Origin of the sequence: Enterobacter sp. ODB01, assembly GCF_001623605.1 — a bacterium.
Classification (GTDB): Bacteria; Pseudomonadota; Gammaproteobacteria; order Enterobacterales; family Enterobacteriaceae; genus Enterobacter; species Enterobacter kobei.
In genome coordinates this window covers 4,331,481-4,357,709 of record NZ_CP015227.1, presented here as the reverse complement: position 1 = coordinate 4,357,709, position 26,229 = coordinate 4,331,481, and the positions used below count along the sequence as shown (strand labels likewise).

Here is a 26,229-nt window from a genome sequence, read left to right as displayed (position 1 = left end):
AAAAAGCACGATTTCCTTCATCTTTATGCTGTGAATGCTCTGCACACACTTGCACTTGACGTAAACGGCAAATACTCTTAGTGAGTAAATGTTTGCCGTGGTGGCAAGGTGTTAGAACAACAGAGAATATAATGATGCAGGATTTGCGTCTGATATTAATCATTGTTGGCGCGATCGCCATAATCGCTTTACTGGTACATGGTTTCTGGACCAGCCGTAAAGAGCGTTCTTCGATGTTCCGCGATCGCCCACTGAAGCGCATGAAGTCCAGTCGTGATGACGATGACATTGAAGATGACATCGACGATCGCGACGATGACGGCGTGGGTGAAGTTCGTGTTCATCGGGTCAATACTGCGCCCGGCGCGGCTCATGGGGAGCATGAAGCCCCCCGTCCTGCGCAGCACCAGTATCAACCGCCGTACGCCTCTGCTCAGCCGCGCCAGCAGGCGCCGCAGCCGGTAGAAGAGCCTGTGCGCCAGCCGCCGCAACAGCCTGTCCATCAGCAGCCTGCTGCGCCACAGCCGGTTCAACCGCAGCCCGTGCAGCAGCCTGTGCAACTACAGCCCGCGCAGCCGGTACAACAGCCGCAGCAGCCTGGTCATGTGCAGCCAGCTCCGCAGCCTGCTCCAGCACAGCATGTTGAGCCAGAACCCGTAGCAGAGCCAGAACCGGTTGTTGAAAAACCGCAGCGTAAAGAAGCGGTGATCATCATGAACGTGGCCGCGCATCACGGTAGCCATCTCAACGGTGACGTGCTGCTTAACAGTATTCAACAGGCAGGATTCAAGTTTGGCGACATGAATATTTTCCATCGCCACCTGAGCCCTGACGGTAGCGGCCCGGCGCTGTTCAGCCTGGCCAATATGGTTAACCCTGGCACCTTTGATCCGGAAATGACCGGTGATTTCGTGACCCCAGGTGTCACCATCTTTATGCAGGTGCCGTCCTACGGCGATGAACTGCAAAACTTCAAGCTGATGCTGCAATCCGCTCAGCACATTGCTGACGAAGTGGGCGGTGTGGTGCTCGACGATCAGCGTCGAATGATGACTCCGCAAAAACTGCGTGAGTATCAGGACCGCATCCGCGAAGTTAAGGAAGCCAACGCGTAATCATCGCGTTTACGTCAACTCCTCCTCAACCCCCGCATGTCGGGGGTTTTTTCTCATTGATGGTGCGATATGGACTCAATCGAACAACAACTCACTGACCTGCGAACCACGCTTCGCCATCATGAATATCTCTATCATGTTATGGACGCGCCGGAGGTGCCGGATGCGGAGTATGACCGCCTGATGCGCGAGCTGCGCGAACTGGAGGCGCAGCACCCGGAACTCATTACGCCGGATTCTCCCACCCAGCGCGTCGGTGCCGAGCCGCTGGGAGCGTTCAGCCAGGTACGCCATGAAGTACCGATGCTGTCGCTGGATAACGTCTTTGATGAAGAGAGCTTCCTCGCGTTTAACAAGCGCGTGCAGGACCGTCTGAAAAGCAGCGACGCTCTCGCCTGGTGCTGCGAGCTGAAGCTTGATGGCCTGGCGGTCAGTCTTCTCTACGAAAACGGCGTGCTGGTGCGTGCCGCGACGCGTGGCGACGGCACGACGGGTGAAGACATTACGACCAACGTGCGTACCATCCGCGCGATCCCGCTGAAGCTGCAGGGGGACAACATTCCTGCGCGCCTGGAAGTGCGCGGCGAAGTGTTTCTTCCCCAGGCGGGTTTCGAGAAAATCAACGAAGAAGCGCGCCGCACCGGCGGGAAAGTATTTGCTAACCCGCGTAATGCGGCGGCAGGCTCTTTGCGCCAGCTTGACCCGCGTATCACCGCGAAGCGACCGCTCACTTTCTTCTGCTACGGCGTGGGGATCCTGGAGGGAGGCGAGCTGCCGGATACGCATCTCGGGCGTCTGATGCAGTTTAAGGCGTGGGGCCTGCCGGTGAGTAACCGCGTGCAGCTCTGTGACTCGCCAGAAGCGGTACTCGCGTTCTACCACAAGGTGGAAGCGGACCGTCCGACGCTCGGTTTTGATATTGATGGCGTTGTCATTAAGGTGAACTCACTGGCGCTTCAGGAGCAACTCGGCTTTGTGGCGCGTGCGCCGCGCTGGGCGGTGGCGTTTAAGTTTCCTGCTCAGGAACAGATGACCTTCGTTCGCGACGTGGAGTTCCAGGTCGGCCGTACGGGCGCCATTACCCCGGTCGCCCGTCTTGAGCCTGTGCAGGTCGCGGGCGTGCTGGTGAGTAACGCCACGCTGCATAACGCCGATGAGATTGAACGTCTGGGCCTGCGGATTGGTGACAAAGTGGTGGTTCGTCGCGCGGGCGATGTTATTCCGCAGGTGGTAAACGTCGTTGAGTCTGAACGCCCTGATGATACGCGTGAAGTGGTCTTCCCGACCCATTGCCCGGTGTGTGGCTCTGACGTGGAGCGTGTTGAAGGTGAGGCGGTAGCGCGCTGTACGGGCGGCCTGATCTGTGGCGCGCAGCGTAAAGAGTCACTGAAGCACTTCGTCTCCCGTCGCGCCATGGACGTCGACGGCATGGGCGATAAGATTATCGATCAGCTGGTTGAAAAAGAGTATGTGCATACGCCAGCGGATCTCTTCAAACTGACGGCGGGCAAGCTGACCGGTCTGGATCGCATGGGGCCGAAGTCGGCGCAGAACGTGGTTAACGCTCTGGAAGCCGCAAAAGAGACCACCTTCGCCCGTTTCCTTTACGCGCTGGGCATCCGTGAAGTGGGGGAAGCAACGGCAGCAGGTCTGGCGGCGTACTTTGGCACGCTGGAGGCGCTGGAAAAGGCAAGCATCGACGAGCTGCAGAAAGTGCCGGATGTCGGCATTGTAGTCGCCACGCACGTCTTTAACTTCTTTGCGGAAGAGAGCAACCGCGAAGTCATTGGCAAACTGCTGGCAGAGGGCATCAAATGGCCCGCGCCGGTGGTGGTTAATGCCGAAGAGATCGACAGTCCGTTCGCCGGTAAAACGGTGGTGCTGACCGGCAGCCTGAGCCAGCTTTCACGCGACGATGCGAAAGCGCGTCTGGTGGCGCTGGGCGCAAAAGTGGCGGGCAGCGTCTCGAAGAAAACCGACCTGGTGATTGCCGGGGAAGCAGCGGGTTCGAAGCTGGTGAAAGCCCAGGAACTCGGCATTGAGGTTATCGACGAAGCGGAAATGATGCGTCTGTTAGGAGAGTAACGTGGAAAAAGAGCAGCTCGTTGCGATCGCCAATACGGAGATGCCGTTCGGTAAATATAAGGGCCGCAGGCTGATCGATTTGCCGGAGGAGTATCTGCTGTGGTTTGCCCGTAAGGATGAGTTCCCGGCCGGGCGACTGGGCGAGCTGATGGCTATTACGCTACTGATCAAAACCGAGGGGCTGACCCAGCTGGTTCAGCCCCTGAAACGTCCTTAAGCCTTCGCGGCGCGGGTCTCTTCCTGCGCCAGTTTTTCCGTCTGACGTTTATAGCGACGCGCCAGCACGGCGCAGACCATCAGCTGGATCTGATGAAAAATCATCAGCGGCAATACCATCATCCCAATTACCGAGGTCGGGAACAGAATGTTGGCCATCGGGATACCGTTCGCCAGGCTCTTCTTCGAACCGCAGAAAACAATCGTAATTTCATCTGCTTTGTTGAAGCCGCATTTACGTGCCACAAAGACGTTTACGGCAATGACAATCGCCAGCAGGACAATGCTGACCACCACGATAAACAGCAGTGAGCCTGCGCCCACCTTGTGCCAGATCCCGTTCACGACCGCTTCGCTGAAGGCGGAGTAAACCACCAGCAGAATCGAGGTCTGGTCGGTTTTGGAGATCCACTTTTTATGCTTCGTCACAAACGCACCTGTCCACGGGCGCGAGAGATGGCCCAGGACAAACGGCAGCAGCAGCTGCAGACAGATCCTGCCAACCTGCTCAAGGTTACCTTCCGCGCCATGCATGTTCATCAGCAGCCCCACCAGCAGCGGGGAGACGAAAATCCCTAACAGGCTGGATGCCGACGCGGAGCAGACCGCGGCCGCAACGTTGCCACCCGCGAGGGAGGTAAACGCAATGGCCGACTGCACGGTGGCTGGCAGAATACAGAGATACAAAAAACCGGTGTAGAGTGCCGGGTCGACGTTAACCGGCGCCCACCACGCAAACAGCACCCCGAGGATGGGGAACAGAATAAAGGTGCTGCACATCACCCAGAGGTGCAGTCGCCAGTGGCCACCACCCGCGATAATCGCTTCGCGGGAGAGTTTTGCGCCGTGCATAAAGAACAGCAGCGCGATAGCGGCCGTCGTCAGCCCCTCAAAAAACGGGACGAAACCACCGCGGGCCGGGAAAAACGAGGCCAGTAAAACGGTGACCACCAGAGTAAGCGTAAACGGATCAACAATACGAAATAGTTTCATAATGACTCCTGAAAACAGATGTCGCTATTGTGCTTTTTTCCATTTGAGAAATAAAATTGATTTATTGCATTCATTCATGAATTAAACAGATGAATTACTCCTTACGCCAGCTTCGTATTTTTGTCACCGTCGCCCATGCCCGTAGCTTCAGCCGGGCAGGAGAGATGATTGGCCTCAGCCAGTCAGCCGTCAGCCACAGCGTGAAAGAGCTGGAAAATCAGACCGGCGTGCGGTTGCTTGACCGTACCACACGCGAAGTGGTGCTGACCGAAGCAGGGCAGCAGCTGGCCCAGCGCCTCGAACGTCTGCTGGATGAACTGAACAGCACGCTCAGAGACGTGGGAAGGCTGGGGCAGCAGCTTTCGGGTACCGTGCGGGTCGCAGCCAGCCAGACAATATCGGCACACCTTATCCCGCAGTGTATCGCGGAGGGAAACCACCGCTATCCGGACATTGATTTTGTGTTGCATGACCGGCCGCAGCAGTGGGTGCTGGAAAGCATCCGTCAGGGAGATGTGGATTTTGGTATTGTGATCGACCCCGGCCAGGTGAGCGACCTGGCGTGCGAAAGCGTGCTTTCTGAGCCTTTTTTACTGCTCTGCCGGGATGACGATCCGCTGGCAACGTTGCCGGCGGTCAACTGGCAGTCCCTGCAGGGCGCGAACCTGGTTTTGCAGGATTATGCCTCCGGCAGCCGTCCGCTGATCGATTCCGCGCTGGTTAATCAGGGCGTAAAGGCCACCATCGTGCAGGAAATTGGGCATCCGGCCACGCTGTTTCCCATGGTGGAAGCCGGAATTGGGATCAGCGTGTTGCCCGCTCTGGCGCTCCCCCTGCCGCAGGGGAGCCGACTGGCCGTGAAGCGTTTAACGCCTGTTGTCGAGCGAAAACTGATGTTAGTACGGCGCAAAAATCGTTCCCTCTCGGGGGCGGCGCAGGCTATATGGGAAGTGGTGCGTATCCAGGCACAGCGATTAACCGAGGCCCGCATACGCGACCCACTGTTTAACGCATCCGACGATTAAATATAGATATCGATCTGATGATCGTCTGTCGGGCTATTCACCCCTTCCACTTTACCCGGCGCTTGCTCCTGTTTCTTTTGCTCCTCTTCAGCCTGCTGGTGCTGCAGCGCGGCGAGCTGCGCCTGTAGCACGGTGATTTGGGTCTGAATGAGCTCCTGCTGCTTTTTCTTTTCATCTGCACTGCCGGAACTGTCCGCCAGCTCTTTTAACTGCTGAGTCAGCTGTTGGATTTTGTCGAGAATACGGCTGATTTGCGCAGCAATATCGTTCCCGCCGGAAGCCCCACTCCCGCCGCCGCTGGTTTGAATGGGTGGGGCTGAAGCCTGGATAGTCGTCATACTTTTTCCTCGCGTTATAAAACAGAGGTATCGGCACTGACGGGATTAGCTTGAGCAAAACTGCCATATCTGGCAGGACATTACATTGATACAAAAACAGTATTGATGGTGCAGGGAAAGTGTATTGGAGGTCACCCGCAGGCTCCGGATATAAGACTAAGGTCATGCGATCCATGCTATCGCGATCTTCATTCTCAAGGAGCCTCTATGACCCTCTCAAAAAACCCGTGGTATTGCGCCGATATTATCCGTGCGGCTAAGCCTGACTTCACGCCTCGCGTGGCGTTTATTCTCGGCTCTGGCCTTGGCGCGCTCGCCGACCAGATTGATGATGCCGTTTCCCTGAGCTATGAAAAACTGCCGGGCTTCCCGGTGAGCACCGTCCACGGCCACGCAGGCGAGCTGGTGCTGGGGCATCTTGCCGGGGTGCCTGTTGCCTGTATGAAAGGGCGAGGGCACTTCTATGAGGGGCGCGGGATGACCATCATGACCGATGCGATCCGCACGTTCAAACTGCTGGGATGTGAGTTGCTGTTTAGCACCAATGCGGCAGGCTCATTGCGCCCGGAAGTTCTGCCGGGGAGCCTGGTTGCCCTGAGCGACCATATCAATACCATGCCTGGCACGCCGATGGTGGGGCTGAACGATGAGCGCTTTGGCGACCGTTTCTTCTCCCTGGCCAATGCTTACGACGCGGATTACCGTGCGATGCTGCAAACCGTGGCGGCGAAAGAGGGTTTCCCGCTGCATGAAGGGGTATTTGTCTCTTATCCGGGCCCGAACTTCGAGACGGCGGCAGAGATCCGCATGATGCAAATTATCGGCGGCGATGTGGTCGGCATGTCCGTGGTGCCGGAAGTGATTTCCGCACGCCACTGTGGCCTGAAGGTTGTAGCCGTTTCTGCAATTACCAACCTCGCCGAAGGTTTGGGCGAGGTAAAGCTGTCGCATGAGCAGACGCTCGCGGCGGCTGAGCTCTCACGCCAGAACTTCATCAATCTTATCTGCGGTTTTCTCCGCCATATTGCCTGAGTAAAACAATAAAGTGGCCCGTCAGGGCCACACTGCTATAAGGAATGGGCTATGAACATCACGACTCGCTTAAAGATGATGTCCTTTATGCAATATTTTATCTGGGGGAGTTGGCTGGTTACCCTCGGTGCTTACATGATCAACACCCTACACTTTACCGGCTCCGACGTGGGCATGGTCTACAGCTCCAAAGGCCTTGCCGCGATCGTTATGCCTTCGCTGGTGGGAATCATTGCCGACAAATGGCTACGGGCAGACCGCGCCTACGTCATTTGCCACCTCGTCTGTGCCGCCGCACTCTGTTACGCCGCGCAGGTGAATGAGCCCGGCCTGATGTTCTGGGTCATGCTGGTCAATGCGATGGCCTTTATGCCCACCATTGCGCTGTCGAATACGATCTCCTATTCCTGTCTTGAGCAGGCGGGTCTGGAGACGGTAAGCCATTTTCCGCGCGTGCGGGTGTATGGCACCGTGGGCTTTATTGCGGCAATGTGGGCCATAAGCCTGATGGGGGCGGAGCTAAGCAACGTGCAGCTTTATATTGCAGCTGGCGCGTCTCTGCTGCTGGCGCTCTATTCTTTGACGTTGCCGGCCATTCCCGTGGCGAAGCAGAAAACGTCCCAGTCTCTGGCCAGCAAGCTGGGCCTTAATGCCTTTGTTCTTTTTAAACAGCCTCGCATGGCGGTATTCTTTTTGTTCGCGATGCTGCTGGGTGCTGTGCTGCAGATCACCAATACCTTCGGTAGCCCCTTCCTGCATGATTTTGCCCGTAATCCGGCGTATGCAGATAGCTTTATCGTCAGGTACCCGTCCATTTTGCTCTCCGTTTCGCAAATGTCAGAGGTGTTCTTCATTCTGACCATTCCGTACTTCCTCGGACGGTTTGGTATTAAAGCCGTGATGCTGATGAGCATGGTGGCCTGGATGCTCCGGTTTGGTCTGTTTGCCTTTGGCGACCCCTCCGCAACGGGCTTTGTGCTGCTCATGCTTTCCATGATTGTCTATGGCTGTGCATTCGACTTCTTCAATATTTCCGGCTCAGTGTTTGTCGAACAGGAGGTCAGCACCGATATTCGCGCCAGCGCACAGGGGCTGTTTATGACGACGGTTAACGGTATTGGGGCTTATTTCGGATCGGTATTGAGCGGTATGGCAGTTGATTATTTCTCGGTGGATGGGGTGAAAGACTGGCAGACGATCTGGCTGGTGTTTGCAGCCTATGCCCTGGTACTGGCCGTGGTGTTTTATTTTAGCTTTAACTACCACCACGCCAGTAAAAACAGCGAGATGCGCACAGTTGCGCACTAAATTTCCCCTCTCTGCGGTGAAAGGCTTTAAGGTAGGCGCTTAAGTGTTATCGCCAGGATATGTTTTGATGGAACGCGTCTATCGAACCGACCTCAAGCTGCTGCGCTATTTTCTGGCCGTGGCGGAGGAACTGCATTTTGGACGGGCTGCGGCCCGTCTCAATATGTCCCAGCCGCCATTAAGCCTGCACATTAAAGAGCTGGAAAGCCAGCTGGGCACGTTACTGTTTATTCGCCACTCGCGAAGCGTCGCGTTGACGCATGCGGGTAAAGTGCTGATGGAAGAGTCTCGTCGGCTGCTTGCCAGCGCAAATCAGGCTCTGGCGCGCGTCGAACAAATTGGCCGGGGTGAGGCAGGGCGCATTGAGCTGGGTATTGTCGGTACCGCCATGTGGAGCGAGGTGCGCACGGTTATGCGCACTTTTTTGAAAGAACATCCGAATGTTGATGTCGTTTTTCGCGAAAAGTCGCCGGTCATGCAGATGGCGCAGCTTGAGCGTCAGGAGCTGGATATTGGGATCTGGCGAATGGCAACGGAACCCACCGCGGGGTTTACCAGCGTGCGGTTGCGCGAGGCGGCGTTTCTTGTGGCGATGCCGGAAGATCACCGGCTGATCAGGGAACCCTCCGTTGCGCTTGCTGATTTACAGGACGAGTATTTCGTCACGATGCCGTCAGCACATTCTGACTGGGCATTTTTACATCGCGTCTGCCAGCAGGCCGGTTTTTCACCGATGATTGTACGCGAAGCCGTAGAGCCACAAACGGTACTGGCGATGATAAGCATGGGGATGGGGATTACGCTCGCTGCCGACAGTTACGCGCAAATGCAGTGGCCGGGCGTGGTGTTTCGCCCGCTGAAAGAGCGTATTCCGGCAGATTTGTATGTCGTGTATAACGAGAAACAGGTGACGCCGGCGGTGAAGACGTTGATTGAGACGTTGACGGCAGGAAAGTAGACAAACTGCAGATGCGCAGATAGCAAAAAAGCGCCTTTAGGGCGCTTTTTTAGATTGGTGGGTCGTGCAGGATGACTCGCTTCGCTCGCCCTTCGGGCCGTCGCCGTAAACGGCTCCGGTGCCTCACTGCGTTCGGCTCGAACCTGCTGCAGGTTCGAATCATCCATATCGCAGAAAGCAAAAAAGCGCCTTTAGGGCGCTTTTTTACATTGGTGGGTCGTGCAGGATTCGAACCTGCGACCAATTGATTAAAAGTCAACTGCTCTACCAACTGAGCTAACGACCCGAAATGGTGGGCGATGACGGGCTCGAACCGCCGACCCCCTCCGTGTAAAGGAGATGCTCTACCAACTGAGCTAATCGCCCATTTCGGAACTGCTGCGATAAGATGAGAATGGTGGGCGATGACGGGCTCGAACCGCCGACCCCCTCCGTGTAAAGGAGATGCTCTACCAACTGAGCTAATCGCCCAATCTCAACACTTATCTACACTGCGAGTCTACCGAAGTAGATGGTGGGTGATGACGGGCTCGAACCGCCGACCCCCTCCGTGTAAAGGAGATGCTCTACCAACTGAGCTAATCACCCCCGCTGTGTGGAGTCGCATTATAGGGAGAGTTGAAAATGAGTCAACGCATTTTCTAAAGTTTTTATTCGTTCGTCGTAAAATTAAACAAAACGATCGCAAAACGGGCGGTGGCGCATGATTTCTAAACAAAAACAGCAAACTCGCTCATGATAAAGGGATGAACATTGAGGAATCCCCCCACAGTGATAGAATATTGCCCATTGTTTTTTCCCCGGGATTTGCCGATTGCCGGCATCTTTATAACGTAAGGCCATTTCATGAAAATCAAAACTCGCTTCGCGCCGAGCCCGACAGGCTATCTGCACGTCGGTGGTGCTCGTACTGCTCTCTATTCCTGGCTTTTTGCACGCCACAACAAAGGTGAGTTCGTGCTGCGTATTGAAGACACCGATCTTGAGCGCTCCACGCCGGAAGCAATTGAAGCCATTATGGATGGGATGAACTGGCTGAACCTGGAGTGGGATGAAGGCCCGTATTTCCAGACCAAACGTTTTGACCGCTATAACGCAGTTATTGATGAGATGCTGGTCGCGGGCACGGCGTATAAATGCTACTGCTCCAAAGAGCGTCTGGATGCGCTGCGTGAAGAGCAGATGGCAAACGGTGAAAAGCCGCGTTATGACGGCCGCTGCCGCCATGACCATAGCGAGCATGCTGCTGATGAACCGTGCGTGGTGCGTTTTGCTAACCCGCAGGATGGCTCGGTGATCTTTGACGACCAGATCCGTGGCCCGATCGAATTCAGCAACCAGGAGCTGGACGATCTGATCATCCGCCGCACCGATGGTTCCCCAACCTATAACTTCTGCGTTGTGGTTGACGACTGGGATATGGAAATTACCCACGTTGTCCGTGGTGAAGACCATATCAACAACACGCCGCGCCAGATCAACATTCTGAAAGCGCTGAACGCCCCTGTGCCTGTCTATGCACACGTTTCCATGATCAACGGCGACGACGGGAAAAAACTGTCTAAACGTCACGGCGCGGTCAGCGTTATGCAGTATCGCGATGACGGTTATCTGCCGGAAGCGCTGCTGAACTATCTGGTGCGTCTGGGCTGGGCCCACGGCGACCAGGAGATCTTCAGCCGCGAAGAGATGATTGAACTCTTTTCTCTGAGCTCAGTGAGCAAATCAGCGAGCGCATTTAATACCGATAAGCTGCAATGGCTGAACCATCATTACATCAATACCATGCCGCCGGAATACGTGGCGACTTACCTGCAGTGGCACATTGAGCAGGCAAATATTGATACCCGTACAGGCCCTGAACTGGCGGACCTGGTGAAACTGCTCGGCGAGCGCTGCAAAACGCTGAAAGAAATGGCTGAAAGCTGCCGCTACTTCTATGAAGAGTTTGATGAGTTTGACGCGGATGCGGCGAAGAAACACCTCCGCCCGGTTGCGCGTCAGCCGCTGGAAGTGGTGCGAGACAAGCTGACTGCGATCGCTGACTGGACCGCAGAGAACGTGCATCACGCTATTCAGGCGACGGCGGACGAGCTGGAAGTTGGTATGGGTAAAGTCGGTATGCCGCTGCGTGTTGCGGTGACCGGTGCGGGCCAGTCCCCCGCACTGGATGTGACCGTGCATGCAATTGGTAAATCACGCAGCGTGGCGCGTATTAACAAAGCGCTGGACTTTATTGCGGCACGTGAAAACCAGCAGTAATCACATTTTAGTCTGGCAGAACGGCAGGGGGACTTGCCGTTTTTTTATGCCGTATATTCAGCCAGATTCAGACGGGTAAGAAAGCCGCGTAACCCTTCGCGCTTCAGGAATGCATCCAGACGTTCCTGTTCAGACGGCGTCAGGTTTTCCAGCGTCGCAATGATATCCGGTCGCAGAGTAGAGGAGGGGACAATGTATGGCGCTGTTGTCTCTGCCAGGTGGTACACTGCCTGACGGTTTCGGATAGCCGGGAGGCGCATGATATGTTCCTTCACGCGCGCATCGACGTGTATGAGCCTCGCCCGACCGCCTTTCACACCATTGAGACCTTCGGTCTCCCATCCCTGCTGGCGTATCCAGCGATTCACCGTTTGCCTGGCAACGCCTAAACTCTCCGCCAGCTCTTCCGTGGTCATTTTGCTACGTAATCTTTTCATATTAATTCTGGTCGCGAATTCCCAGGCGTTGTAACAAACCGGTAATCCCTTCCCGCAGTAACAGTGATGTCATCTGCTTCTGCTCTTCTGGCGTCATTTCATTTGCCAGCGTCAGGAGGAGGGTATGAAGCGAACGCTCATTGCTGATGCCGTCAGGCATTGCGGATGTCTCCGTTGCCCGTCGCGCGCTGCGGATAAAGTCACGCACCTTTTCATTCACATGTACCAGGCGTGCTTTGCCCCCCTGGACGCCTGGTTTTGGTGACGTTATCCAACCCTCTTTGCGTACCCATTTATTGATGGTCTGTCGGCTATAGCCGGTGAGCAGGGCTAACTCTTCCGGCGTCATTCGTTCCTTGATCATACAATTTCCTGAATATTCGTGGGGTTAATTAACGGCTCATTTTATAGCACCGTTTAACGTGAAAACGTGACAGGCTTAACTCATGACTGCGAGCAGGCTCGCAAAGTGATTCATTTGCATGAATTTTCGGCGATTGAATCACGGTCAATGAATTTGCCGTTGACACTCCGCGGCGGAATTCATATTATGCCGCCCGTCAACATGACAGCTTTACGATGGGGCTATAGCTCAGCTGGGAGAGCGCTTGCATGGCATGCAAGAGGTCAGCGGTTCGATCCCGCTTAGCTCCACCAAACTCTGAACCCAACAGAGTGCGGTCAGTAAAGTCACATGTGGGGCTATAGCTCAGCTGGGAGAGCGCTTGCATGGCATGCAAGAGGTCAGCGGTTCGATCCCGCTTAGCTCCACCAAAATTTTAAACCCTCGTCAAAAGACGAGGGTTTTTTTTATCTGTTTGTAACGTTCACCACCGCATTTTGTTATCAAAAAGAAGGTATTCCTGTACCTGACCTCAATCGAAATCAATAAACCTGTCCATAAATAGACTTCAACTTGATTCGCACAATTAATAAACCTATTATCCATCCGGTCAATGATATGAACGGATAATAATCGCATCAGCTTAATGAATAGAAAAACGTACAATAATGTAAAGATATTTATAATTGCCCTGGCGATATGCCTGATCGCGGTTCCTTTCTCCCGTTATCTCTCCCCGCGCGCGATTGTGAATGGTCACGACGTTTATTTAGCGTGGTTACCCCTGAGCGTTATGCTGGCGGTAATTCTGTTATTTGGTCGTCGGGCAATTCTTCCCATTCTGTTAGGTTTTACTGTCACTAATTTATTCTATATTAATTTAGCACCGCTACAATATTCAGTATTGCTGTTTTGTCAGACCTTTGCGTTGTTCGCGGCGTGCGGCTTGTTGCGCCTCATGCTGGGCAGGCGCTGGCGCTACTGCATTCCTAACAAGCACATTGGATTACGGATATTCTGGCTCGGTTTTATTGTGCCACTCGGCATTAAAATGTCGATGTATTTAGCGGGCTATTTGTTTGATTTCCCGGTAACTATCTCCACCTTCTTCGGTGAAGGGACGGTAATTTATAACGTCGTGGATATTCAAAGTCTGATAGGCGCGGCGCTGATTTTTACCATGATGTTCTATTACCCGTTAAGAATGATAATTAATCCTCGTTATGCCATTACCTTCTGGCGACGAAGCGTGAAGCCCATTTTTTTCCATAAGAATTCATTGTTTATATTTGTCTGGCTCATGCTTCTAGGCTTCATTCTCGCTGTTTTATGTGGCCCTTTTGAATCCCCTGTTATTGCGGGCTATTTAATGCCGCTGATTTTTATTCTCTTTACCTTAGCGATAAGTCGCCTGACCTATGCACTTATCTCTCTGCTTTGGGCTGCTTCAGCGCTTCTGCTGTTGACCTACAACTATAACTTCCTGAATGGTGTGGAGTCGGGCCATTCACTCTCCTTTATCCTGTCCGTGCTGATCTCGTTTGCCATCTGCTTGCTTTACATGTCGCGGATTTACCAGCGTAGCGAGTGGCTGAAGCGGGGATGGCAGGGCAGAGCGCTGACCGATCCGCTGACCGGTTTGCCCAATATCCGTGCGCTGGAGGAGTATCTTGAGATTCACCAGGATGCCAAAGTGTGCATTCTGCGCATGGATAACCTGGAATTTTTGAGCCGCCATTACGGGATCCTGATGCGGGTCCACTGCAAACGCACGATCGCCTCGTCGCTGCAGCCCCTTCTGCAAAAGGACGAGATGCTCTTCCAGTTGCCCGGAAGCGAGCTGGTGGTGGTCTTGCTGGGGCCGGAAATTGCTGAGCGTCTCCAGCATATGGTTGATCGGTTGAACAGCCGGAAAATTTTCTGGAACAACACCGGGCTGGATATTGAGTTTGGTGCCTCCTGGGGGATGGTCGAAAACGGTGAAAAATTGCATCACACGCTGGGGCAACTAAGTTGGCTGGCTGAGCAATCTTGTGCAGGACAGAACGTACTTGCGCTGACGAATAGCCTGGAGGCTGCATCAGGACAAACAACAGAGCGCGTCCTGATGTTAGCGCGGATTAAGCATGCCCTGGAGGCGGGTCAGTTCCATTTATACGCGCAACCGATCCAGAAGGCAGACGGTAGCGGTTACTACGAAATTCTGACGCGTATGGAGAGCGAGGGCGAAATCATCACCCCTGATCGCTTTATTCCGCTGATTGCTCAGTTCAACCTTAGCCACCGGTTTGATATGTGCGTTATGGAAAAATTACTGCTGTGGCTGCGCGATCATCCTGCGACGCAGCCTGGGGCCCGTTTCTCCGTCAATCTGATGCCGCTCACGCTGATGCAAAAAGAGGTAGCGACCGAGATTTGTGCGCTGTTTGAACGGTACGGCGTTGCCCCTCAAACCGTGGTCATTGAGATCACCGAAGAGCAGGCTTTCTCCAATTCAGGTTGCAGCATCAATAATATTCAGCAACTGCGGGATTGTGGATTCCGGATTGCTATTGATGATTTTGGTACGGGGTACGCCAACTACGAGCGTCTCAGACGTCTGCAGGCGGATATCATCAAAATTGACGGCTGCTTTGTTAAAGACATTTGTACTGATGACATGGATGCGATGATCGTCCAGTCGATGTGTAATCTGGCGAAGACGAAATCGCTATGTGTGGTGGCGGAGTATGTCGAAACACCCGCACAGCGGGAGATGTTGCTTCGCTTCGGCGTGGATTACCTGCAGGGCTACCTGATAGGTAAACCCAAACCGCTGGAAGAAATTCGGGCATAAAAAAACCGGGAGCTTGCTCCCGGTTTTTTGTTTTGCAGTAAACGTTACAGGACCAGCGCTGCGATGGACGCGGACAGAACGCTCACCAGAGTGGAGCCATACACCAGTTTCAGGCCAAAGCGTGAAACCACGTTACCCTGTTCTTCGTTCAGGCCTTTAATCGCCCCGGCGATAATACCGATGGACGAGAAGTTCGCGAAGGAGACCAGGAACACGGACAGGATGCCTTCCGCGCGCGGAGAAAGCGTGCTGGCAATTTTCTGCAGATCCATCATCGCAACGAATTCGTTAGAAACCAGTTTGGTTGCCATGATACTGCCCACCTGCAGCGCTTCGTGAGCCGGAACACCCATCACCCAGGCAACAGGATAGAAGATGTAGCCCAGAATACCCTGGAAAGAGATACCCAGCACCGCGGCGAACAGGGCGTTCAGCGCAGAGATCAGCGCAATGAAGCCGATCAGCATGGCGGCAACGATAACCGCCACTTTGAAACCGGCCAGAATGTACTCGCCCAGCATTTCGAAGAAGCTCTGGCCTTCGTGCAGGTTGGACATCTGGATGTTCTCTTCGCTGGCGTCAACGCGGTATGGGTTGATCAGCGACAGCACGATAAAGGTGCTGAACATGTTCAGAACCAGCGCAGCGACAACATATTTTGGCTCCAGCATGGTCATATACGCGCCCACGATAGACATGGAAACGGTAGACATTGCGGTTGCCGCCATGGTGTACATGCGGTTACGCGACATTTTGCCGAGAATATCTTTATACGCGATGAAGTTCTCAGACTGACCGAGGATCAGGGAACTGACGGCGTTGAAAGACTCCAGCTTGCCCATGCCGTTGACTTTGGATAACAGGAAACCAATTCCACGAATCACGAACGGCAGAACACGGATGTGCTGCAGAATACCGATGAGCGCGGAGATGAAGACGATTGGGCACAGCACCTTCAGGAAGAAGAATGCCAGACCTTCGTCGTTCATTTTACCGAAGACAAAGTTGGTCCCTTCGTTGGCGAATCCGAGCAGTTTTTCGAACATTTCGGAGAAGCCTTTTACGAAGCCGAGACCTACGTTGGAGTTCAGGAAGAACCACGCAAGTAAAACTTCAATGACCAGCAGCTGGACAACATAACGAATACGAATTTTTTTGCGGTCTGTGCTGACCAGCAATGCGAGTGCAGTAACGACAACAAGTGCCAGGACAAAATGAAGGACGCGGTCCATATTTGCTCCAAATATGAGGCAGGTTTAATTTTCGTGCACATTCTATGCAACAAGCGAAAAGAAAACGAGATCAAGGACACACTATAGTTACATCCTGTGACGAGTCTCAAAAATAGTGATCCACAATACATTTTCGTTATGTTAGGTAAATGAGTGAAAAGTTAAGTTTGTGTGCTACGCTTCACAAATGACTGCGCATTTTCACATTCTGTGAAGTCGCACCACCTGCCCATCTATCGTTCTTAGCTATCAGAGAAATCATGTTAAACCACGTAAGTGATCTTGATAATCATTCTCATTTTGATAGCATTAAACATAGCAAAGGCTATATTTCCAGAGGCAGATAATGACTAACAGTCGCGTAGAGGGTAGCAGTGGCAGAGCGGCGCGCAAGCTGCGGTTCGCATTAATGGGACCTGCGTTCATTGCTGCCATTGGCTATATCGATCCGGGTAATTTTGCGACCAATATTCAGGCCGGGGCCAGCTTCGGCTATAAGTTGCTGTGGGTGGTCGTCTGGGCGAACCTGATGGCGATGCTGATTCAAATGCTCTCAGCAAAACTGGGGATTGCTACGGGCAAAAACCTGGCAGAACAAATCCGCGACCACTACCCACGTCCGGCCGTCTGGCTCTACTGGGTGCAGGCTGAAATCATCGCCATGGCAACCGATCTCGCTGAATTTATCGGTGCGGCGATCGGCTTTAAGCTGATTCTGGGCGTATCGCTATTGCAAGGGGCAGTCCTGACCGGGATTGCCACTTTCCTGATCCTGATGTTACAGCGTCGGGGGCAAAAGCCGCTTGAAAAGGTGATTGGTGGTCTGCTGCTGTTTGTCGCGGCGGCCTATATTGTCGAGCTGATATTCTCCCAGCCAAACCTGGTACAGCTTGGTAAAGGCATGGTGATCCCCAGCCTGCCAACGTCGGAAGCCGTGTTCCTGGCTGCCGGGGTGCTTGGGGCGACCATTATGCCGCACGTCATTTATCTGCACTCTTCGCTGACCCAGCATCTTCACGGTGGGACGCGTAAAGAACGTTATTCGGCAACCAAATGGGATGTGGCGATTGCCATGACCATCGCGGGTTTTGTGAACCTGGCGATGATGGCCACCGCAGCCGCCGCTTTTCACTTTAACGGTCATACAGGTATTGCCGATCTCGACCAGGCGTATCTCACGCTGGAGCCGTTACTGAGCCATGCTGCTGCCACGATTTTTGGTTTGAGCCTGGTGGCTGCCGGTCTCTCTTCCACGGTGGTGGGCACGCTGGCAGGGCAAGTGGTGATGCAGGGATTTGTGCGCTTCCATATTCCCCTGTGGGTTCGTCGTTCCGTCACCATGCTGCCGTCATTTGTTGTAATTCTGATGGGGCTTGATCCCACGCGAATTCTGGTGATGAGTCAGGTGCTGCTGAGTTTTGGTATCGCACTGGCGCTGGTTCCTCTGCTGATTTTTACCAGTAATCCAGCCCTGATGGGCGATCTGGTTAACTCGACGCTGGTGAAACGGACAGGTTGGGCGATTGTGGTAGTAGTGGTGGCGCTAAATTTATGGCTGTTGATTGGCACAGCGCTGGGGTTATAAAAGAGAAAGGAGCCGAAAGGCTCCTTTTTACATTAATGACGACCGTGGCCGTGACCACCGTGTCCTTTTGGGCCGTGACCCCAGCCACCGCGGCGGTCGTCACGATCGTTCCAGCCTTCGCGATAGCCGCGTTCATAGGCATTATCTTTATACCAGCCGCGGTGTCTGCCGTTATCGTGTTTCCACCAGCGGTCTCCGCGCCACTCATAGTGACGATGCCAGTAATCACGGTCGCGCCAGTAGCCGCCGTCCCAGTATCTGCCGTAGTCGTCACGATCGCCAATTTGTAGTTTTACTGATGGCAACAGGGTGATTTCGCCCGCAGTGGCGATCAGCGGGGCGGAAGCCAGTAATACCGCTGCAAGAATCAGTGACCTGAACATACTCTTTCTCCTTCAGGATCGGGGCCTTTGTGGGGCCTGTTAACGCAATATTACGAGTTGGTAAAGCCTCGTTTCATCGCCTCAACTCCGAATTCCAGGTTCAGAGCACTTTTTGCTAAAAGTGGTTTTATTTTGAGCTACTCAGTATTTCTTCAATAAGGTTCAGCTCTTCCGCGGAGAAATGGCGGTTTTCCAGCATGCCAACGGCGTCATCAATTTGAGCCGCTTGACTTGCCCCAATCAGCACCGACGTCACGTCGTCATGGCGCAACACCCAGGCCAGCGCCATCTGCGATAGCTTCTGGCCGCGGTCTTCCGCCAGGGCATTGAGCTTACGCACTTTTTCCAGCTTCTCTTCGGTGATCTGATCCGGGTTGAGGAACTGACTGCCACTTGCCGCACGGGAGTCTGCGGGAATACCGTTCAGATATCGGTTGGTGAGCTGTCCTCCCGCCAGCGGCGAGAAGGGAATACAGCCGACGCCTTTTTCCTGCAGCACGGCCAGTAAACCCCCTTCCGGTCCTCGTTCAAACATGGAGTATTTCGGCTGGTGGATCAGGCAGGGCGTGCCAAGGTCATTCAGGATATCAATCGCTTTTCGCGCCAGCTCTGCAGGATAGTTGGATAACCCGACATACAGCGCTTTTCCCTGGCGCACCAGATGGTCAAGCGCTTTCATGGTTTCAGTCAGGGGGGTTTCCGGGTCAGGACGGTGATGATAGAAGATATCGACATACTCCAGCCCCATGCGTTTCAGGCTTTGATCCAGGCTTGCCAGCAGATATTTGCGCGATCCCCAGTCGCCGTAGGGGCCGTCCCACATGGTATATCCCGCTTTCGTCGAGATAATCAGCTCGTCGCGCCAGGGCAGAAAATCCTCCTGCAAAATACGCCCAAAATTACGCTCGGCCGACCCCGGTGGAGGACCATAGTTATTGGCAAGGTCGAAATGCGTAATACCCAGGTCGAAGGCGCGCTGTAAAAGTTGACGGCTGTTTTCGAGACGCGTGGCGTCCCCAAAGTTATGCCACAGACCCAGCGATATGACGGGCAACCTGAGCCCGCTTTGACCGCAGCGACGATACTGCATTGTCTGGTAACGATTTTTATCCGGCTGATAACCCATTTTATGACCTCGTGCGCAGATGAGAAAAATCAGTGTATGCGTTTACATTAACGTGAAAAAAAGCAGCATAGCGCAGCCTTTTTTGTAAAGCATTCTTTCCATACCCTTCTTACCGCTGATTCTGGACAGCCATCACGCTTCTCTAATACTCAAAGTGAGGTCAACATTAGAAGGATACCTGTTCATGCGTACCCCATACTGCGTCGCCGATTACCTGCTGGACCGTCTTACTGATTGTGGAGCCGATCATCTGTTTGGCGTGCCGGGCGACTATAACCTGCAGTTTCTCGACCATGTAATAGACAGCCCCGACATCTGTTGGGTGGGCTGTGCCAACGAATTAAACGCATCGTATGCTGCTGACGGATATGCCCGCTGTAAGGGCTTCGCCGCGCTGCTCACAACATTCGGCGTAGGCGAGTTAAGTGCCATGAATGGCATCGCGGGAAGCTATGCCGAGCACGTTCCGGTATTGCATATTGTCGGGGCGCCGGGGACGGCGTCACAGCAACGAGGGGAACTGCTGCACCATACGCTGGGTGATGGGGAGTTCCGCCATTTTTATCATATGAGCGAGCCGATTACCGTCGCTCAGGCGATCCTGACCGAACAAAACGCCTGCTATGAAATCGACCGGGTTCTGACCACCATGCTCCGGGAGCGTCGTCCCGGCTATTTGATGTTACCTGCCGACGTGGCAAAAAAAGCCGCCACGCCTCCTGTAAACGCTCTCACACTTCACCATGCCCATGCCGACAGTGCCTGCCTGAAAGCGTTTCGGGATGCTGCGGAAAATAAACTGGCAACCAGCAAGCGTACCGCGCTGTTAGCTGATTTCCTTGTTCTGCGCCATGGACACAAGCATGCGCTACAGAAGTGGGTGAAGGACGTGCCGATGGCGCACGCCACGATGCTAATGGGTAAAGGGATATTCGACGAACGTCATGCCGGTTTTTACGGCACATACAGCGGCTCGGCAAGCGCCGGCCCGGTAAAAGAGGCGATTGAAGGGGCGGATACGGTACTGTGCATCGGCACCCGTTTTACCGATACCCTCACCGCCGGTTTCACCCATCAGCTAACCCCGGCCCAAACGATAGAAGTTCAGCCTCACGCTGCCCGCGTCGGTGACGTATGGTTTACCGGCATTCCGATGCTTCAGGCAATCGAAACGCTGGTGGAACTGTGCAAACAGCATGTGCATGATAAACCTGCGCCAGTTTCCCATCGTGCAATGAGCTTCCCTCAGCCGGAGGGCGCGCTGACCCAGGAGAATTTCTGGAAAACGTTGCAAACGTTTATTCGCCCAGGAGACATCATCCTTGCCGATCAGGGAACGTCGGCCTTCGGCGCCATTGACCTGCGCCTTCCGGCTGACGTGAATTTTATCGTCCAGCCGCTGTGGGGGTCGATCGGCTACACGCTGGCCGCAGCGTTTGGCGCGCAAACGGCTTGCCCGAACCGGCGTGTGATAGTGCTGACGGGGGATGGCGCGGCGCAGCTGACTATTCAGGAGCTCGGGTCGATGTTGCGTGATAAACAACGTCCGATCATTCTGGTGCTGAACAACGAAGGGTACACGGTCGAAAGGGCCATCCATGGGCCGGAGCAACGGTATAACGATATTGCGCTCTGGAACTGGACGCACCTTCCTCAGGCGCTGAGTCTCGCGCCTCAGGCCGAGTGCTGGCAGGTGAGTGAGGCGGGTGAGCTGGTGGATGTGCTGGAAAAAGTGGCGCACCACGAGCGGCTTTCGCTGATCGAGGTCATGCTGCCGAAATCCGACATACCGCCGCTGCTGAGCGCGCTCACCAAAGCGCTGGAAGCGCGCAACAGCGCCTGATTACTTATCGTTTCGCCAGGCCATCATCATCGGTTTGCCCGCCAGCAGGAGCCAGGCGGGCAACATCACGATGCAGAGCAGCGGGAACAGCGTCGAATCCGGCACCACAACCGCCGCCATAAACAGGCTCAGCCATGCGTCACGCGTCACCACCAGAACCAGACCCAGAATCGAGCAGGAGACGGTAATTGCCGCCGGAACCGCATCCACATGTTCGTGCAACATCAGCCCCAGCGCCACGCCGACAAAGACTGCCGGGAAAATGCGTCCACCGCGGAAACCGCACGCAGCCGCGACGACCAGCGCCGCCAGTTTGATGACGGCAAACAGCAGATAATCGGAAACGCTAAATACCTGACTGAATGCCAGCTGCTGCATCTCGTCCAGGCCTTTAAACAGCGTCACCGTCCCGCCGATGGTGCCTAAAATACCGAGGATCAATCCCCCTGTGCCCAGAATCAACACCGGATGCTTGAGTTTATGCACCAGCCGGTGCAGGCGCGGCAGACACCATACCGCGACCATCCCCAGCGCGATGGCAATTGCAACGACGATGGCACCGCTGAAAATATCCGCTATTCGCATCTCTCCGTAGTGGGGCAGAGAGAGGGAGAAGTGGGGATGGAAAAACAGACTGGTTGTTAGCGCGCCCGCCGCCGCGGCCATCAGGGGAGCAAACAGTTTGTCCCAGAGCGGGACATCATTGTTGCTGGTAAGCGTCTGTGAAAAAATCAGCGCGGCAGCGACGGGCGTGCCGAAAAGCGCCCCGATGGTGCCTGCGGAGGCGAGGATCGTCCAGTCCAGCGCACCCACGCGCGGTAAAATGCGTGAGCCCAGGAACACCGCCAGACCAATATTCACCGCCATAATGGGATGCTCGGGTCCGAGGCTGACGCCGCCCGCCAGGCCCACAATTAACGCGATGATCAACCCCGGCAGCGCAGAGGGCGGAACCGGGGCGCCAATCAGCGGCTCCAGCGCCGGGTCCGGTCCGGCGTGGCCGGGACTGAATCGGATCACCAGGCCTACCGCAATACCGGTTAACGTCAGCATCAAAATGATCCACGCTGAAGAATCAGCGGTGATCCCCAGTTTCGCCGGAAGCGCCGTCCATAGCAGGGCTTGCAGCACCGACGCGACTTTCATCACGACAATGAGTACCAGGCTTGACGCCACGCCAATGATGAGCGCCGGAATTGCCAGCAACAGCATGGTTCTGGCTCGCGGGTGGAGCATGATGATTTCCTTGTACAAAACGGTATAACGTTACTCTGCACAATCAGCTTTATGGCAATAGTGCAAAAGGTGCTGAAACGGTAAAGTTATTCTGTGACGAAGATCGATAATCCATGGGCATTCACCTTCCAGTCGTTGTTGTTATCACGCCTTGAATTTACAGTGTCCCAAAGATTTATTCTGACTTTAGCGGAGCAGTAGAAGAATGACAAAGTATGCTTTGGTAGGTGATGTGGGCGGCACGAACGCGCGCCTCGCATTATGCGATGTAAGTAGCGGTGAAATTTCCCGGGCGAAAACCTACTCGGGGCTGGATTATCCCAGCCTTGAGGCCGTTGTCCGCGTCTATCTGGATGAACAGCAGGTGAGCGTCGAGGATGGCTGCATTGCCATTGCCTGCCCGATAACTGGCGACTGGGTCGCCATGACCAACCATACCTGGGCATTCTCTATTGCAGAGATGAAAAAGAACCTCGGTTTTGCGCATCTGGAAATCATCAATGACTTCACCGCCGTGTCTATGGCGATCCCGATGCTCAAGCCAGAGCATCTGATCCAGTTCGGCGGCGCTGAACCGGTCGAGGGAAAGCCTATTGCGGTTTACGGTGCCGGTACGGGCCTGGGCGTTTCGCATCTGGTGCATGTTGATCGGCGCTGGGTAAGCCTGCCGGGTGAGGGCGGTCATGTAGACTTTGCGCCAAACAGCGAAGAAGAGGGCATTATTCTCGAAGAGTTACGTGCTGAGATCGGTCACGTCTCTGCCGAGCGCGTCCTGTCTGGACCCGGGCTGGTGAACCTGTACCGTGCAATTGTGAAATCGGACGGACGTCTGCCGGAAAACCTGCAGCCGAAAGACGTCACCGAACGCGCGCTGGCGGACAGCTGCATCGACTGCCGTCGTGCTCTGTCGCTGTTCTGCGTCATCATGGGGCGTTTCGGCGGCAACCTGGCGCTAACGCTGGGCACCTTTGGTGGGGTCTATATTGCAGGCGGGATTGTGCCACGCTTCCTCGACTTCTTTAAAGCTTCAGGTTTCCGCGGTGGGTTTGAAGATAAAGGACGCTTCAGAAGCTACGTGCAGGATATTCCTGTTTATCTTATCGTGCATGATAACCCTGGCCTGCTGGGTTCGGGTGCCCATCTGCGTCAGGTTCTCGGGCAAATCCTCTGACACAGAGCCCTCTCCGCCGGGAGAGGGCGTTTTACAGGTGCATCAGCTGACGGAACTCTTTCACCTTGCTGCGGCTCACCGGCACCTGAAAATCCAGATCCTTGAGACGCAAAATATAGGTATTGTTAAACCACGGCTCGATCTCGCGGATCTTATTTAAATTCACGCAGAACGAACGGTGGCAGCGGAAAAAGTGGGCCGACGGCAGCTTGCCGCAGAATTCGGTAATGTTCATCGCCATGACAAACGATTCCCGCCGCGTATAGACAAACGTCATCTTCTCATGCGCTTCGGCGTAGTAGATATCATTCACTGGCGTCACGATGATGCGTTCATCCTTGACCAGATTAATGGTGTCGTTTTCCCGTACCGTCGGGCTGGCGGTGACCGGAGCGCTCTGTTGCTGCCATGCGGCCTCCAGCTTTTGCAGCATGCTGACAATCCGCGACTCCTGGTAAGGTTTCAGAATATAGTCAAACGCCTCCAGTTCGAAGGCCTCAACGGCATGCTCTTTCCAGGCGGTAACGAACACAATAAACGGCTTGTGGGCAAACTGATTGATGTTTTGCGCCAGCAAGACGCCGTCCAGCGAAGGAATATTAATATCCAGAAAAATGGCGTCGACCCGGTTATGCTGCAGAAATTTCAGCACGTCCAGCCCATCGTCAAAGATACCCACAATCTCCATCTGACTGTGGGTTTTGATGAGCCAGGTGAGCTCCTGTTGAGCCAGAATTTCATCTTCAACGATAATGACTTTCATATTACTCACCCTGAGGTAACAGTGATGCCGTCGCATGAACAGGGGAGCGTTCATTCGGGACGTAAAAAGCGATTTCAGTGCCGGGTTCAAGACGGTGAATATGCAGCCCATCGCCGTAGAGCAGCTTGACCCTGTGATGCACATTCAGCAGCCCGATTTTATTCCCCGGCATCTCATTAGACTCCACGCGCTCGATGACTTTTGGGTCAATCCCATGGCCGGTATCGCGCACGGCGATACGCACCCGGTTGCCGCTTTCGGTGATGCTAATGGTGACCACACCTTTGCCTTTACAGGGCTGAATACCGTGAACAATGGCGTTTTCGACCAGCGGCTGGATCAGCAGGCTCGGGATCACGCAGTTGACCTCTTCATCAATATCGTAAATGACCGTCAGTTTGTCGCCGAAGCGCGCCTGCTCGATCGCGATGTAGTCTTTAATCTGATACAGCTCTTTTTTGATGTCGATCTGCTCGTCATCCTTCAACTCAATGTTGTAGCGCAGATAACGCGACAGGTTGAAAATCAGCTGGCGCGCGGTGTCCGGATTCAAACGAATCGAAGAGGAGATGGCGTTTAACGCGTTAAACAGGAAATGGGGATTGATTTTGCTCTGCAGCGCGCGCAGCTCTGCCTTATTTGCCATCTCGCGTAACTGTTCCGCCCGGGAGACCTCAAGCTGCGTGGAGATGATCTGCGACAGACCTATCGCCATCTCCTGCAGCGTTGAGGTGATCTGATGCGCGTGACAGTAATAAATTTTCAGCGTGCCCGTCACCACGCCTTTCTCCCAAAGCGGGATCACCAGCATAGAGTGGATCTCCGGCGTTCGGTGGGCTTCATCATTGTTTTTAATAATGATTTTACCGTAGTTAATCGCTTGTCTGGTGGTCGGGCTTATCGTGTCATCATTGTCGCGGTAGTTGTGCTCGCCAACGCCGACGTAAGCCAGCACGTGGTCAATATTGGTGATAGCGACGGCATCCGCGTGAATGTCGTGGCGAATAATCTCGCAGACTTGACGCAACGACTCCGCGTTAACGTGGCGGAAAAGCGGCAGCGTTTTGTTGGCGATATCCAGCGCCAGCTTGGCCTGGCGAGCGGCACTGGCCTCTTTTTCCCCTTCCACACTCTGCACCAGCAGCACGATAAAACCGATGCACACGCTACCCAGAATCATAGGGATGCCGATTTTCGAGACGATATCCAGCCCAAGCGCGGTCGTGGGAGCCCAGACGACAACCAGGATCATGGTCAGCGTTTCGCACACCATGCCTGCGAGGATCCCGGCGCGCCAGCGCTGCTTTTTCGGGATTTTACGGCTGATCCAGCCGGATAGTACCCCGGCGATAATGCTGGTAATAAAGCACGGCACCGCCGTGACGCCGCCGATATCAATCAGGTAGCGATGGGTTCCGGCAATCACGCCGGTGATGACACCTACCCACGGACCAAACAAAATTCCGCCAGACATGACGGCGATAATCCGCACGTTAACCAGCGAGCCCTCTACCGGCACGCCGGACCAGGTGCTGAACAGCGCAAAGAGCGAAAAGATAGCGGTGACGGCCAGCAGTTCTTTCGGCGAGTGAGCAGATTTATGCAACAGCTCGCGAAACAGGCGAATGCGAATAAGGAAGAACAGGCAAATCAGCATTAATGCTGCGCGATCAAAAACCGCCAGCAGCATAGTGAATATTTCGTGCACGAGCAGACCTGGGAAAACGGGAAAGAACCATGATAAAAAACCTGGGGCATATTGACCAGCTATCCGTCAGGTTTATCAAATGAGGAAAAACCCTGTTTTAGAAAGGGGATTATCGAATGAGGATTGATACCTCCCGATCTTTTCCTGCTGTCGCATCGTCCGGTAACTGTTTTGATATCATTGTGTTAAACAATGGATAACGGAAAGCCGATATGAGTCCCCCTCCTTCCGCTT

22 protein-coding genes, 6 tRNA genes and 1 other RNA gene are annotated in these 26,229 nt (G+C 54.3%); 14 read left to right on the top strand and 15 right to left on the bottom strand.

Features of this window, described 5'->3' with window-relative positions:
• Window positions 1–131: 131 nt before the first annotated feature.
• The 3 genes from zipA (at window position 132) to A4308_RS20705 (ending at window position 3,417) form a co-directional block, all read left to right on the top strand.
• On the top strand, window positions 132–1,115 hold the full coding sequence (zipA, locus tag A4308_RS20715; protein WP_045281120.1) for a cell division protein ZipA: 984 nt from the start codon (window positions 132–134) through the stop codon (window positions 1,113–1,115).
• Between the two features lie 69 nt (window positions 1,116–1,184).
• On the top strand, window positions 1,185–3,200 hold the full coding sequence (gene ligA / locus A4308_RS20710; RefSeq protein WP_045281119.1) for an NAD-dependent DNA ligase LigA: 2,016 nt from the start codon (window positions 1,185–1,187) through the stop codon (window positions 3,198–3,200).
• 1 nt (window position 3,201) lies between these two features.
• Window positions 3,202–3,417, top strand: a complete 216-nt coding sequence (locus A4308_RS20705; protein WP_014884735.1) for a DUF3820 family protein — start codon at window positions 3,202–3,204, stop codon at window positions 3,415–3,417.
• On the opposite strand, the gene A4308_RS20700 is transcribed toward A4308_RS20705, so the two are convergent.
• Window positions 3,414–4,409 carry a bile acid:sodium symporter family protein gene (locus tag A4308_RS20700; RefSeq protein ID WP_014884734.1) on the bottom strand — a complete coding sequence of 332 codons (996 nt, stop codon included), beginning with the start codon at window positions 4,407–4,409 and terminating at the stop codon, window positions 3,414–3,416. The two genes, A4308_RS20705 and A4308_RS20700, sit on opposite strands and share 4 nt — an antisense overlap.
• 89 nt (window positions 4,410–4,498) lie before the next feature.
• On the opposite strand from A4308_RS20700, the gene A4308_RS20695 reads away from it, so the two are divergent.
• Window positions 4,499–5,434 carry a LysR family transcriptional regulator gene (locus A4308_RS20695; protein ID WP_014884733.1) on the top strand — a complete coding sequence of 312 codons (936 nt, stop codon included), beginning with the start codon at window positions 4,499–4,501 and terminating at the stop codon, window positions 5,432–5,434.
• Here A4308_RS20695 and A4308_RS20690 read toward each other — a convergent pair.
• A complete protein-coding gene (locus A4308_RS20690; protein ID WP_014884732.1) occupies window positions 5,431–5,772 on the bottom strand; it encodes a FlxA-like family protein in 342 nt (113 codons plus the stop codon). The two genes, A4308_RS20695 and A4308_RS20690, sit on opposite strands and share 4 nt — an antisense overlap.
• 207 nt (window positions 5,773–5,979) lie before the next feature.
• On the opposite strand from A4308_RS20690, the gene xapA reads away from it, so the two are divergent.
• From xapA to A4308_RS20675, 3 genes are all read left to right on the top strand, one after another.
• Window positions 5,980–6,804, top strand: a complete 825-nt coding sequence (xapA, locus tag A4308_RS20685) for a xanthosine phosphorylase (protein WP_023338616.1) — start codon at window positions 5,980–5,982, stop codon at window positions 6,802–6,804.
• Window positions 6,805–6,855: 51 nt separating this feature from the next.
• Window positions 6,856–8,112, top strand: coding sequence for a nucleoside permease (locus tag A4308_RS20680; RefSeq protein WP_023331034.1), 1,257 nt, complete (start codon window positions 6,856–6,858; stop codon window positions 8,110–8,112).
• A gap of 67 nt (window positions 8,113–8,179) precedes the next feature.
• Window positions 8,180–9,070 carry a LysR family transcriptional regulator gene (locus A4308_RS20675; RefSeq protein WP_045281118.1) on the top strand — a complete coding sequence of 297 codons (891 nt, stop codon included), beginning with the start codon at window positions 8,180–8,182 and terminating at the stop codon, window positions 9,068–9,070.
• Window positions 9,071–9,125: 55 nt separating this feature from the next.
• Here A4308_RS20675 and A4308_RS20670 read toward each other — a convergent pair.
• The 5 genes from A4308_RS20670 to A4308_RS20650 form a co-directional block, all read right to left on the bottom strand.
• Window positions 9,126–9,251, bottom strand: a non-coding RNA gene (locus A4308_RS20670) — RtT sRNA.
• A 29-nt stretch (window positions 9,252–9,280) separates the two neighbouring features.
• Window positions 9,281–9,356 (bottom strand) — tRNA-Lys (locus tag A4308_RS20665).
• 4 nt (window positions 9,357–9,360) lie between these two features.
• A tRNA-Val gene (locus A4308_RS20660) sits at window positions 9,361–9,436 on the bottom strand.
• 29 nt (window positions 9,437–9,465) lie between these two features.
• Window positions 9,466–9,541 (bottom strand) — tRNA-Val (locus A4308_RS20655).
• 41 nt (window positions 9,542–9,582) lie between these two features.
• Window positions 9,583–9,658 (bottom strand) — tRNA-Val (locus A4308_RS20650).
• A gap of 258 nt (window positions 9,659–9,916) precedes the next feature.
• Between A4308_RS20650 and gltX the strand changes: the two genes are divergently transcribed.
• Window positions 9,917–11,332, top strand: a complete 1,416-nt coding sequence (gene gltX / locus A4308_RS20645) for a glutamate--tRNA ligase (RefSeq protein WP_023331032.1) — start codon at window positions 9,917–9,919, stop codon at window positions 11,330–11,332.
• A 44-nt stretch (window positions 11,333–11,376) separates the two neighbouring features.
• Here gltX and A4308_RS20640 read toward each other — a convergent pair whose 3' ends face one another.
• Window positions 11,377–11,769, bottom strand: a complete 393-nt coding sequence (locus A4308_RS20640; protein ID WP_032629138.1) for a YfeC-like transcriptional regulator — start codon at window positions 11,767–11,769, stop codon at window positions 11,377–11,379.
• Window position 11,770: 1 nt separating this feature from the next.
• Entirely contained in the window at window positions 11,771–12,133 is a 363-nt protein-coding gene (locus A4308_RS20635; protein WP_014884727.1) for a YfeC-like transcriptional regulator, read from the bottom strand.
• Between the two features lie 217 nt (window positions 12,134–12,350).
• On the opposite strand from A4308_RS20635, the gene A4308_RS20630 reads away from it, so the two are divergent.
• The 3 genes from A4308_RS20630 to A4308_RS20620 all read left to right on the top strand — a co-directional run bounded on the left by A4308_RS20630 (window position 12,351) and on the right by A4308_RS20620 (window position 14,948).
• Window positions 12,351–12,426 (top strand) — tRNA-Ala (locus tag A4308_RS20630).
• Window positions 12,427–12,467: 41 nt separating this feature from the next.
• Window positions 12,468–12,543 (top strand) — tRNA-Ala (locus A4308_RS20625).
• Window positions 12,544–12,758: 215 nt separating this feature from the next.
• A complete protein-coding gene (locus A4308_RS20620) occupies window positions 12,759–14,948 on the top strand; it encodes a sensor domain-containing phosphodiesterase (protein WP_032635939.1) in 2,190 nt (729 codons plus the stop codon).
• Between the two features lie 44 nt (window positions 14,949–14,992).
• Here A4308_RS20620 and A4308_RS20615 read toward each other — a convergent pair whose 3' ends face one another.
• Window positions 14,993–16,180: a NupC/NupG family nucleoside CNT transporter gene (locus tag A4308_RS20615; RefSeq protein ID WP_014884725.1), complete on the bottom strand. Its 1,188-nt coding sequence runs from the start codon at window positions 16,178–16,180 to the stop codon at window positions 14,993–14,995.
• 346 nt (window positions 16,181–16,526) lie between these two features.
• Here A4308_RS20615 and A4308_RS20610 point away from each other — a divergent pair, with 346 nt between their 5' ends.
• Window positions 16,527–17,765: an Nramp family divalent metal transporter gene (locus tag A4308_RS20610; RefSeq protein ID WP_014884724.1), complete on the top strand. Its 1,239-nt coding sequence runs from the start codon at window positions 16,527–16,529 to the stop codon at window positions 17,763–17,765.
• A gap of 32 nt (window positions 17,766–17,797) precedes the next feature.
• On the opposite strand, the gene A4308_RS20605 is transcribed toward A4308_RS20610, so the two are convergent.
• Both A4308_RS20605 and mgrA read right to left on the bottom strand, forming a co-directional pair.
• Window positions 17,798–18,148 carry a DUF2502 domain-containing protein gene (locus A4308_RS20605; RefSeq protein ID WP_023331027.1) on the bottom strand — a complete coding sequence of 117 codons (351 nt, stop codon included), beginning with the start codon at window positions 18,146–18,148 and terminating at the stop codon, window positions 17,798–17,800.
• Window positions 18,149–18,275: 127 nt separating this feature from the next.
• Window positions 18,276–19,274 carry an L-glyceraldehyde 3-phosphate reductase gene (gene mgrA / locus A4308_RS20600; RefSeq protein WP_045134543.1) on the bottom strand — a complete coding sequence of 333 codons (999 nt, stop codon included), beginning with the start codon at window positions 19,272–19,274 and terminating at the stop codon, window positions 18,276–18,278.
• A 184-nt stretch (window positions 19,275–19,458) separates the two neighbouring features.
• On the opposite strand from mgrA, the gene ipdC reads away from it, so the two are divergent.
• Entirely contained in the window at window positions 19,459–21,117 is a 1,659-nt protein-coding gene (ipdC, locus tag A4308_RS20595) for an indolepyruvate decarboxylase (protein ID WP_045281774.1), read from the top strand.
• Here the strand turns inward: ipdC and A4308_RS20590 are convergent, their stop codons facing one another.
• Window positions 21,118–22,353, bottom strand: a complete 1,236-nt coding sequence (locus A4308_RS20590; RefSeq protein ID WP_014884720.1) for an ion channel protein — start codon at window positions 22,351–22,353, stop codon at window positions 21,118–21,120. It lies immediately after the preceding gene.
• 205 nt (window positions 22,354–22,558) lie between these two features.
• Between A4308_RS20590 and glk the strand changes: the two genes are divergently transcribed.
• The gene (gene glk / locus A4308_RS20585) at window positions 22,559–23,524 is read left to right on the top strand and encodes a glucokinase (protein ID WP_045281773.1); all 966 of its coding nucleotides are present in this window, start codon (window positions 22,559–22,561) and stop codon (window positions 23,522–23,524) included.
• Window positions 23,525–23,555: 31 nt separating this feature from the next.
• On the opposite strand, the gene A4308_RS20580 is transcribed toward glk, so the two are convergent.
• The gene (locus tag A4308_RS20580; RefSeq protein ID WP_045269731.1) at window positions 23,556–24,287 is read right to left on the bottom strand and encodes a LytR/AlgR family response regulator transcription factor; all 732 of its coding nucleotides are present in this window, start codon (window positions 24,285–24,287) and stop codon (window positions 23,556–23,558) included.
• Window position 24,288: 1 nt separating this feature from the next.
• Window positions 24,289–25,995 (bottom strand): sensor histidine kinase, encoded by a 1,707-nt coding sequence (locus A4308_RS20575; protein ID WP_014884717.1) that lies wholly within the window; start codon window positions 25,993–25,995, stop codon window positions 24,289–24,291.
• Between the last annotated feature and the right edge of the window lie 234 nt (window positions 25,996–26,229).